Source organism: Ruminococcus sp. YRD2003 (genome assembly GCA_900109435.1).
Lineage (GTDB): Bacteria > Bacillota > Clostridia > Oscillospirales > Ruminococcaceae > Ruminococcus > Ruminococcus flavefaciens_G.
Map to the genome: position 1 here is coordinate 1 of FNZT01000030.1, position 9,901 is coordinate 9,901.

A 9,901-nucleotide genomic window follows, 5' to 3' on the forward strand; every position below is an offset into this window, starting at 1 on the left:
GAGGAGATACCCGTTTACATATATTTCAACAAGTATTACTTCAATAACTCTGACCACAGACTGGTATTATACCACCGCAGAACTGACGGAAATCACGGATACAGATTAGGTTCAAGAGGACATTTCAAATCCTTATCATTTTTCGGAAAGCTCTCATGGGACAGCGAAAGAAAAATGATCGATGCCGTTCCATTGATCATGAGCAATATGGCGTAACGAGTATTTCCAATTCAAGAAGAATTACAGGGCATTGTCTTCAAACAATGCTCTGTTTTTTATAATAAAGCGCCGCCACGAAGGCATTATAAATAACATTCAAGCATGTCAACAATACCAAAAATGGAACTTATCGACTGTTTAATCTGACAAATAATATGAATTTTTGGCAAATAATAATCAAAAAGTGTTGATTCATTCAGCATTTTATGTTAAAATCGTATGTATAAAGACTGGTGCCCAATAGCTTTTTTCAAGGCATACTTATTTTTCATTGATAAAAAGACTATTGGATTTGACGATTAATCAGGAGGATGAAATATATGGCTGTTAATATTAAAAAAATTGTAGGTCACTTAGGATTATCTGAAGAACAAATTGCAGAACAATTATGTGTTGAAGTTTCATATCTAAAATCATTGGAAAATGATGAACAAAAACTATCTCAAGATATGATCCACAAGTTTGCCGATCTTTGCGATGTCCCAACATCATACTTTATGAATAATTTTATCATCCATGATCACCCTCTCACTCTTAACGATAATGAAATTGTTCAGTTTGCAAATCTATACATGAAAAAAGATGTTCGAAACACTAAAAATCTACATTGTATTACTCAATTATCCAAGCTTAACATAGCTATAGAAATTGATACACTCAAACTGTCACAAACACTTTAGACCACACCCCTTGTAAGGGGGTGGCACTATGTAAACAATTAAAAAAATATGAGGTGAATACTATGATAGAATCGATTGAAACTAAATCAAACGGCACAGTATATCCCAAAAAGATAACCAATAAAAGGGATTTGTATGAACATCAGAAAAAAGCAATGGCAAATCTTGACATTATCAATCGTAACAGTTCATACAGCACTCTGGTCGTTTTGCCGACAGGCGGAGGAAAAACATATACCGCTGCTGTTTGGCTTCTTCGTAATGCCATTGATCGAAAAAAGAAGATACTTTGGATTGCTCATAGGCAAACACTCCTCGATCAGGCTGCTGAAACGTTTATAACCAATCCATATTCTGAATTTATTCCTAATATTTCTTCGTTTAAATACAGAATTATTTCTGGAGAAACTAAACACGATAGAACAATAGACATTGAAAAAGATGACAACCTTCTCATTATCAGTAAAGACAGTATTGGGCGTAATCTCGGTGCTTTGGATAAGTGGCTGAAAGGTGAAGACGAGATATATTTTATCGTAGACGAAGCCCATCATTCTACTGCTAAAACATATCGTAAAGTCATTGATTATGTTAAAAGCAAGGTCTCTAATGTGAAGTTGATTGGTCTTACAGCAACTCCGTTCCGTACATCTGATAATGAGCAGGGACTGCTTGCAAAGATTTATACAGACGGAATAGAAAACGGCGTTTTTGTTCACAACGATAAAGGTATCACATATCAGATTTCGCTTAAAGAACTGATCAACCGTCAGATTCTTTCACAGCCTATTATTGAAAGCTATAACACAGGCGAAGACTATGGTAAGTTTATCGGCGCAAAAGACCTTGAAACTATTCAGAACCTCGATATTCTACCTGAAGACCTTGCAAATGAAATGGTAAAAAATGCAGATCGTAACAAGTTTATCGTAGAAACATTTGTAGCAAACAAAGATAAATATGGTCAGACTATTGTATTCGCATTAAACGTTAACCACGCTATTGCACTTTCTGCTCTTTTTAATCATTACGGCATTAAATCAGGGTATGTTGTATCATCAGTAAAAGACGCAATTACAGGTGTCACCAGAAGTCGTGAGGATAACGCAGCTGTATATGATGCATATAGCCAAGGAGAACTCCAAGTGCTTGTAAATGTCAATATTCTGACCGAGGGAGTTGACCTGCCTAAAACACAGACAGTGTTCCTCACAAGACCTACAGTATCCAAGATTTTAATGACTCAGATGATTGGCAGAGCTTTAAGAGGAGAAAAGGCAGGCGGAACGAAGAAAGCATATATTGTATCCTTTATTGACAACGGACTTGACAAGATTGCGTGGTCTAATCCAGAAACGATATTTGAAGGCAACAACGACTTTGCAGACACCAAATCCGAATATGAAAAGCGTGATATTCGCCTTATTGCTATCTCAAAGATAGAAGAATTTGCTAAAATGCTGAATGACTCTGCCGATACAAAGGAACTTGAAAAAGCTCCGTTTACTCAGCGCATTCCTATTGGTATGTACGCCTTTACATATCTTGAGGAAAACGGAATGGATATTTCCTATCAGGTTATGGTATATGACAGCACAAAAACTGCGTATGAGCAGCTTATGGAATCCCTTCCTTTGCTTTTCAAGGAATATGGTAATGATGAAGAATACCTGTCACAGGATAAACTGTCGAATATGGCTGAGCAATGCAGAAACACATTCTTCCTGGGTGAAATGATACCACCATATGATGAAAAGGATATTATCAATATCCTGAAATACTATGCCCAGTATGAAGCAGCTCCGAATTTCTATACATTTGATGAACTTGATAAGAGCAAAATTGATGTGTGTGCTATCGCAAAGCATATTGTTGAACAGAAAATGGATCCTGTTACGCAGTCAGCATATATCCAGCAGCTTTGGAATGACGGAGATGATAATGTTCTCAGACTATTCTTTGGAAGGCAAAAGTATTTCTACAATCAGCTTAACCGAGAGATACTCCGCATAACCTCGCCGTTCCTCTTTGAAGATGATGAGGATAATGTTGTATACGGGAAACGTCAGTTTGAGAATATGTCGTTATATGAAATCGGCAAGGTAGCTCCAGAATATGAGAAACTACTCCGTGACGGAGCATTTGCCAAAGCAAAAACCTCTGATGGACAGTATGTTTGTGCTTGCTGCGGTAAGAATTATCCAAATCGTATCATGTTGCAGGTGGATCATATTAGTCCACTCAATAAAGGTGGAAAGACTACGCCTGAAAACTTGCAGATTCTATGCCGTTTCTGTAACGCCGAAAAGAGTGATAAATGATGAAAAGCTTTTTATATTCGCCGTTTGAACTAGCTCTTATTATCCAGTATCATCACATGGACAGTGAAAGATATATTGAATTACTGCAAAACATACATCGCCATGATAACATTTTTATTCAACCAGAATACAGACACGATCAGAAAAGCTTTATTCTTGCTGTAATGGATAAGCAGAATTATTTAAGTGATCCTGATACATATTTATCTGAGCAATCGGATATAGAAAAGGATATGAATGACTTCGGCTTGAAGAATAACAGTATTTCTGATGATACTGAACATTCTTTTTCACACCTTATATTCAAGGAACTTAGAATAAGGAGTCTGTACATAAATCAGAAGGGTATTGCAAGAATGAAACTGCGTACGCTGCTTTCAGAGCTTGGATACAAAAGGCGGTCGCCAAATAACATAGCTTATATTTATGATTGTTTGCTGTTCTACCATATCGAAACGACTTTGAAAGGCAATATTCCTTGCAATATTGAGTCAGTCGATATTGATGATATGATTGTGTTCAAAACACTGTAGTTCTATATTGTCATATAGATACAATTGTTTGACACAACAGTTGTTGTTCCGCTTTCGTGTAAAAATTATACAATCGGAATTATGAACTTATTGTAAAATCTGTATAATGTTCTTTACTTTTCTGAATATTAATGGTATAATAATACTAACAAGAAATAATTAGAAAGGAGGAACACCAATGGTTTTTAATAAAGATTTGGTTCTTTACAATACTGATGATGGCGACGACGATTACGACGGCGACATATTAGCGGATCTTGCAGAATGGTCTTCAGCAACACGCTGATTCACCGTCATAGTTATCTACAATAATCAGAATAAGAGGGACTTAAAGTCCCTCTTTTCTATTCATAAAGAAATAATGCTGATGTTGCTTTATATAACAATATATATATCTTTCCCGAGAATAACAGCTGGTGCAGGATTCGAATAATTCAACAGTTACGAACAGCTTCACCCGGCACAAAGGCCGGGAGTAAGGCAATAAAGCGAGCTGTTCTGTTTACTGGTTGGAAGATACTGCATGTTCAAACTTTAATTTTTGCCCAAAGTTCTGTTTTTCTTTATTACAATATCCTGCCTGATGGAAGGTTCATTATTATTGATTAAAGCTTTCTTCTTATCCTGCATTATGTCATCAAATACTTTATTGCTTGTATTCATGAGCCTGTCGTTCTGGATCTCAGCAAGATATCCTTCCTGTTTGGTAAAGCTTTGAAACTCTTTGGTTTTCTGCGTGCTGACGCCCATCTTACGTACACTTTCCGGGCTGAACAGGTCACAGGTCTTTATGTCAGCATATTGCTCTTTGAACGCCATCTTCTCCCGGATTGCACGGGCAGCAACTGCTTCTGCTGCATATTTCTGAATAGCGGCGGCGTTGTTGTTTCTGATCGCCTTTTCCAGCTTTTCATTCACTCTGTTTTTGGCATTGTTATAGGAAATATCAGTAAGCCTTTCTCTCGGAAGGACCTCTTCGAGCGCCTCCATGATCCCCAAAGAGCCATTAAGACGATTCTTACCCATAGTTGAGGAAGGAGCCCAGTCTTTCTTATTTGTGTCCTTGCCGGCGCCGTCGAACTTCTTACCATAATATACCTGTGCCGCAGAGAAGGTTTCCTCAAGCGCTCGCTTGCCATTTTCCTCATAGATATAGTATGGGTTATTCTGCATTTCACGAATCGTTTTATCGAGCTTATTCTTCATCTCTGTGAATTCCTGAGTATTGCCGTGCAGCTTACCGTACAGATCAAAGACACCTCCGTCCTTCTCAAGGAGCTTTTGCTGCTTCTTCAGTGCAGCAAGCAGCTTTTCATGTGCCGGATTCTGTATTGCATCGCCGTAATCGGGTCTTAGTCCGTCCAGTACTTCCATGTTATCGAGGTCCAGCCCCTTTTGTATTGCAAGTTCTGTTCTTCCGAAAATTGTTCGGTTGTCAGGCTGATATTTTTTGGGAGCGGCTGCCTTCTTTTTCTGTTCTGCTACAATTTGCGGCATCTTGGAGTATTTACTGTCAAATGCTGCATTCTGGAGCTCCTCACCCATATCGTATTTTTCGTAATCCTTTTTCCAATTTACCAGGAATGTCGATCTATTTTTACTTGATGTCACGGTTTCCTCAACGAAATTCTTGTCCAGCTCCTTCATTTTCTTAAGCGAAGAATCCAGCTTCTTGACGGCGTTCGTCGCCTTGATAATGCCTTTGCGTGCCTCATCAAATATATCGGCTTTGAGTTCCTCGTCTTCTATTTCTTGCCACTCAAATTTGTTGTCCTCTCCGGGCTTGACAGCAGATTCCCATACATATTCCATGTTCCGCTGTGTTTTATCTGTCACTTCAACAAGCTCATCCACCGAGTCTTTCAGGTCAACAAAAGCCTGATATCTTTCAGGATTAAGTTTTTGCTTCCTGTATTCCTCAATTGATTTAGCCTCAAGCTGAAACTTCAGTTGTCGGAGATTTTTCATTCCCTGTTCATCTGTATCCAGGATACCGCCTTCAAGTTCATCCTCAAGAAGCTGTGTTGCGATTTTCCTGTCGCGATCATCCATCCCAGTTTCGCTGAACTCTTCCTTTTCTTTATTATACACATCGAGCTTATTGGAGAGCTCTGTAGCAATATCTCCGATCTCCAGCGGCATGGATATGCCGGTCGCCAGAACACCAAGTGGTTCATCATAATACTTGCCGGATTCTGGGAAAAGACCAAGCTCCATTCCTTTAAAGAAAATGGCTTCATAATTACTGATTCCGTTTTCATCACGCTCATGCAGAAAACCATCCAGCTCATCGAGCTTATTGGTGTAGTCTTGAAAAGTTCTCTTATCACTTGCATATGTGTCAGGATCAAAGGTCGGAGCTGTGATCGCCTCTGAAAATTCCTTCAGGCTCTTTCCAAGATATTCATTACCTTCCTCTATGAATTTGTCAGCGATCTTATTCAGATGCTCGCTATAATCCTGTATCTTATTGACCATCGCGTCTTCAAAATCAGCACCGCCATTGCGCTTTTTGATCCATTCATCATGTGATATACCCATTATTTTTCTTCCTTTCTGGTAGTTTGGTTTATATAATGCTTTTATCATCTGAAAAAAGCACTAATCCAATGATTTTATTCCGCTTACGACAACACTTTCTGTCTGTGTATCAAGCGCGATTTGTCCTGATGTTAGAATCAGCTTGTAATTAACACTGTCATTATTAATACCATCCATCAGAATAAAAGGGTGCAAAAAAGAAGATTTTTTTCATAAATATATGCGATAATTGTTTTAATAAATGCTCATTTCCGGTCAGCTGGTATTTATAGCCAAATAAACGAAATGGAGCATATCCAATAGTATTTATCCCTGTTCTTTTTCGTTTGTATGATGCTTCACATTTACTGTATTTTACAATTGATGAAAATATGCTCTTAGTGCCCATTCCTTTATAGTACTTATTCTCTCTTTCCTAGTCATAATATAACTGATTTTGGAAATTAATTGTGAAGAGATTTCACAAGGTGAATTGCATCCATTAGATTGTCCTTCTTCTGTTACATATCGCTTGACTATTCCCAATTGTAATCCAGTTTTATGTGTTTGATTTAAAAAAACTCATATGATTATGTAGACCGCCTGCGAGGCGGCCTTTTTTTAGTATTGCCCCTAGTTTATAAGAACATAGTAAAGAACAGCTCTCCCGGCACAAAGGCCGGGAGTAATGGATTACCATGAAGCTGTTTTGGTAGTCTCAAAGGGGAAGTTCTATAACGGTTATTCTTTTATTTTACGCGGTTTAAACATCTTTTCGTAAGGCTTGGAGGTGTTGTTAGAATCATTTGAATGATCAGTCTTTTCGATTACGAGCAGTGTCTCTTGTTGAGTTGTATCAGCCAAGCGCTGTGCAATCTCAAAATTGGTCTTGTTTGTTGAGTGCAACATTTTTCCGTTTTTGATGTCAGTGGTACTGGCATAAATATGGGAATGATAATAAGAATCCGCGCGATGCTTCTCATGTTCTCCGATAAGCAGCATATGGTTCGATTTCATCGGTTCTATGACCCTTTCTGTTATTGACATAGTACTTTCAGCATCAGGTGCTGTCTCCCTTGAAAACGAAAGTATGTACTGGATAAACGGGTTTTTCTCTTCATTTCCATAGTATTTTGCTATCGATTCAAACTGACGTTTTGCGTTGGCAGGATCACTGCAATCAACGCCGTAGCCACGTACTGCTACACTGTCTTCGTTGGATGGGTATCTTACGATGTTTTCAAAATAGTCATCGGTACAGCCTGTGTACGTTTTTATTTTAATAATTTCCACAGTTCATTTTCCTCCTTAGATATGATAACCACTTGTATCATTCGCTAATCTTCTCTTTTCATAAAGAAAAAAATAGAGTTGCAGGCACTCGCAAAAACACACTCGTTGGATTTCTTCTTTTTCCCGAAAGCCAATGATTTTTCTATGATAATTTTCACTGCTGCCTGCATTTTTGAAAAAATGAGAAAAAAAGATGAGATCTGTACTATTTCTTTACAGTTAAATAATAAGACCAATACTCAGTGCTAATACAGTACGTATAGTGTTTTGTGCATGTAAACCTGTGGCCAAAATTCCTTGGCAGCTACAGGTTTTTTATTAATACATTCGAATGCCGCCCCATAATGGGGCGGTTATAAATCGGAATGTTTGTTTTTCGTAAACAACTGTCTTTGCAGAGTTTTTTAAGTTCGTAAATATATATAATTAATATGATACCGCGCACGAGGTTATCAAATCTATGAAAGGAGGAAACGCAATGGCAAAGCAGCAGCGATATCTGACCTGCGGAGTTGACAGCACTATCCCACTTGAATTACAGCTGTTCCTGTGGGAGTGTGTAGAACGAATGCCTGCTCCAAAGGACTACTTGCAGGTCTTTGAACTGAAGCCCGTTGGCAGCTTACAGTCGATAACGCACAGTTCAGAAGAACCGGAATATCACATGGAGTACCTGCTCCCAATGGATACTCCAATCAAAGAGAAGCTATACATCATTGATGATGGCGATCACAGCACCATGTTACTTGCAAACGAATATTGAAAATAAGGCCGCTCCTTCGGGAGCGGCACTACTATTTTACGGAGGTTAATAATGAAAGAAAACAAATTATACTGCTCTCACTGCGGAGCACTTATCAGCGAGGATGAAGACTATGAAGAGGTCAATGGCGAGGTAGTCTGCACCGACTGTTATGAGCACCATACTACAACCTGCGACCGATGCGGTGAGGTTATATGGACAGAAGACAGTTATGGCGACGAGTATACCACCCTTTGCCGTCACTGCTACGAAAACCACTATACCCGCTGCAGCTGTTGTGATGCACTGCTTCATGAGGATGATGCATACCACCTCGACGGATACGACTACTGCTCCGAGTGCTATCACGATGAAGTTGACAAGAATCGATCTATACACGACTACGGCTACAAGCCTGAGCCTATATTCTACGGCGATTCTAAGCGGTATTTCGGAATTGAACTGGAGATTGACGGTGCAGGAAAAGACAGTGATAATGCCGATGAATTACTTGCTATAGCCAATAGGGACGAGGAGCATATTTACATTAAAGGCGACGGCTCTTTAGACGACGGTATGGAGCTTGTAAGCCACCCGATGAGCCTTGACTATCACAAGAATTATCAGTGGGAGGAGATAATGAAAAAGGCTATATTACTGGGATATCGCTCACATCAGACAAGTACCTGCGGTCTCCATATTCACGTCAACAGAGACTGCTTCGGTGAAGATCGGGATACCCAGGACGAGGTTATCAGTCGTATCCTGTACTTTGTAGAGCATCACTGGAATGAGATGCTGAAATTCTCCCGCCGTTCCGAGTACAGTATGAACCGTTGGGCTGCGCGATATGGCTTTGAAAAGACAGGTCGTGAGATACTGGACAAGGCTAAGAAAGGAAACAACGGCAGGTATGCTGCTGTGAATCTGTTGAACTATACGACTATCGAGTTCCGCCTATTTCGCGGCACGCTCAAATACAATACACTTATCGCCGCTTTGGAACTTGTAGACGTTATCTGCGACCTTGCCATTAACTTGACTGATGAAGGCATTTCAAAGATGTCATGGTCAGAATTTGTTGAAGCAATAGAAGCTCCCGAGCTTATCCAATATTTGAAGGAGCGCCGGCTCTACATAAACGATGAAACTAACAACGAGGAGGAAATATAATGAAAGTAACAAAATTAATCAAAGCCATACCGACAGCAAGCCCCGCAACTGAGGCTCTAAAGCTTGCATCATTCCTTGTAGCGACCCTGCTGGTCGGCAAGCTCGAGAAGGCCCTAAAGGAAACGGCAAAGGAGTACCAACCGCCATATATTTACCGTTCAAATGCGATGGAAGGTTCAAAGGAGGAGTGATTCTATGTGTTCATTATTCGGTTGGTTAAATTATGAGGGCATCATGCCCCATAGGATGCTGAGAAAACTTACACAAGCTCTGGCTAATGCTGCCGAAGAGCGCGGCACTGACGCAGCTGGTATCAGCTATGTGAGGGACGGCGAGGTAGTTATTTACAAGCGCCCGAAACCTGCTCACAAGCTTCACTTCAATCCGCCTGACGGTACTGCTGCTATTATGGGACACACG

Annotated in this window: 9 protein-coding genes and 1 pseudogene; 8 read left to right on the forward strand and 2 right to left on the reverse strand. The window is 39.7% G+C overall.

The genetic code is table 11. The features are described 5' to 3' along the window. The 4 genes from BMX22_RS16730 to BMX22_RS15380 all read left to right on the forward strand — a co-directional run. Window positions 1-216: hypothetical protein (locus BMX22_RS16730; protein WP_207645889.1), on the forward strand; the 216-nt coding region annotated here is incomplete at its 5' end. 323 nt (window positions 217-539) lie between these two features. Further along, window positions 540-899, forward strand: a complete 360-nt coding sequence (locus tag BMX22_RS15370) for a helix-turn-helix domain-containing protein (RefSeq protein WP_074743497.1) — start codon at window positions 540-542, stop codon at window positions 897-899. 62 nt (window positions 900-961) lie between these two features. Then, on the forward strand, window positions 962-3,220 hold the full coding sequence (locus BMX22_RS15375; RefSeq protein WP_074743499.1) for a DEAD/DEAH box helicase family protein: 2,259 nt from the start codon (window positions 962-964) through the stop codon (window positions 3,218-3,220). Further along, the gene (locus BMX22_RS15380; RefSeq protein WP_143055564.1) at window positions 3,217-3,753 is read left to right on the forward strand and encodes a hypothetical protein; all 537 of its coding nucleotides are present in this window, start codon (window positions 3,217-3,219) and stop codon (window positions 3,751-3,753) included. The genes BMX22_RS15375 and BMX22_RS15380 overlap by 4 nt, the downstream gene beginning before the upstream one ends. Window positions 3,754-4,287: 534 nt before the next feature. Here the strand turns inward: BMX22_RS15380 and BMX22_RS15385 are convergent. Then, entirely contained in the window at window positions 4,288-6,294 is a 2,007-nt protein-coding gene (locus BMX22_RS15385) for a hypothetical protein (RefSeq protein WP_074743503.1), read from the reverse strand. Between the two features lie 720 nt (window positions 6,295-7,014). Beyond that, window positions 7,015-7,566 carry a relaxase/mobilization nuclease domain-containing protein gene (locus BMX22_RS15390; protein ID WP_074743505.1) on the reverse strand — a complete coding sequence of 184 codons (552 nt, stop codon included), beginning with the start codon at window positions 7,564-7,566 and terminating at the stop codon, window positions 7,015-7,017. 478 nt (window positions 7,567-8,044) lie between these two features. On the opposite strand from BMX22_RS15390, the gene BMX22_RS15395 reads away from it, so the two are divergent. The 4 genes and pseudogenes from BMX22_RS15395 to BMX22_RS15410 all read left to right on the forward strand — a co-directional run. Beyond that, on the forward strand, window positions 8,045-8,329 hold the full coding sequence (locus BMX22_RS15395) for a DUF960 domain-containing protein (protein ID WP_074743506.1): 285 nt from the start codon (window positions 8,045-8,047) through the stop codon (window positions 8,327-8,329). 51 nt (window positions 8,330-8,380) lie between these two features. Then, entirely contained in the window at window positions 8,381-9,481 is a 1,101-nt protein-coding gene (locus BMX22_RS15400; RefSeq protein WP_074743508.1) for an amidoligase family protein, read from the forward strand. Continuing rightward, entirely contained in the window at window positions 9,481-9,672 is a 192-nt protein-coding gene (locus BMX22_RS15405) for a hypothetical protein (RefSeq protein ID WP_074743510.1), read from the forward strand. Before BMX22_RS15400 ends, BMX22_RS15405 begins: the two co-directional genes overlap by 1 nt. A 4-nt stretch (window positions 9,673-9,676) precedes the next feature. Next, a pseudogene (locus BMX22_RS15410) lies at window positions 9,677-9,901 on the forward strand (glucosamine 6-phosphate synthetase); the annotation flags it as partial.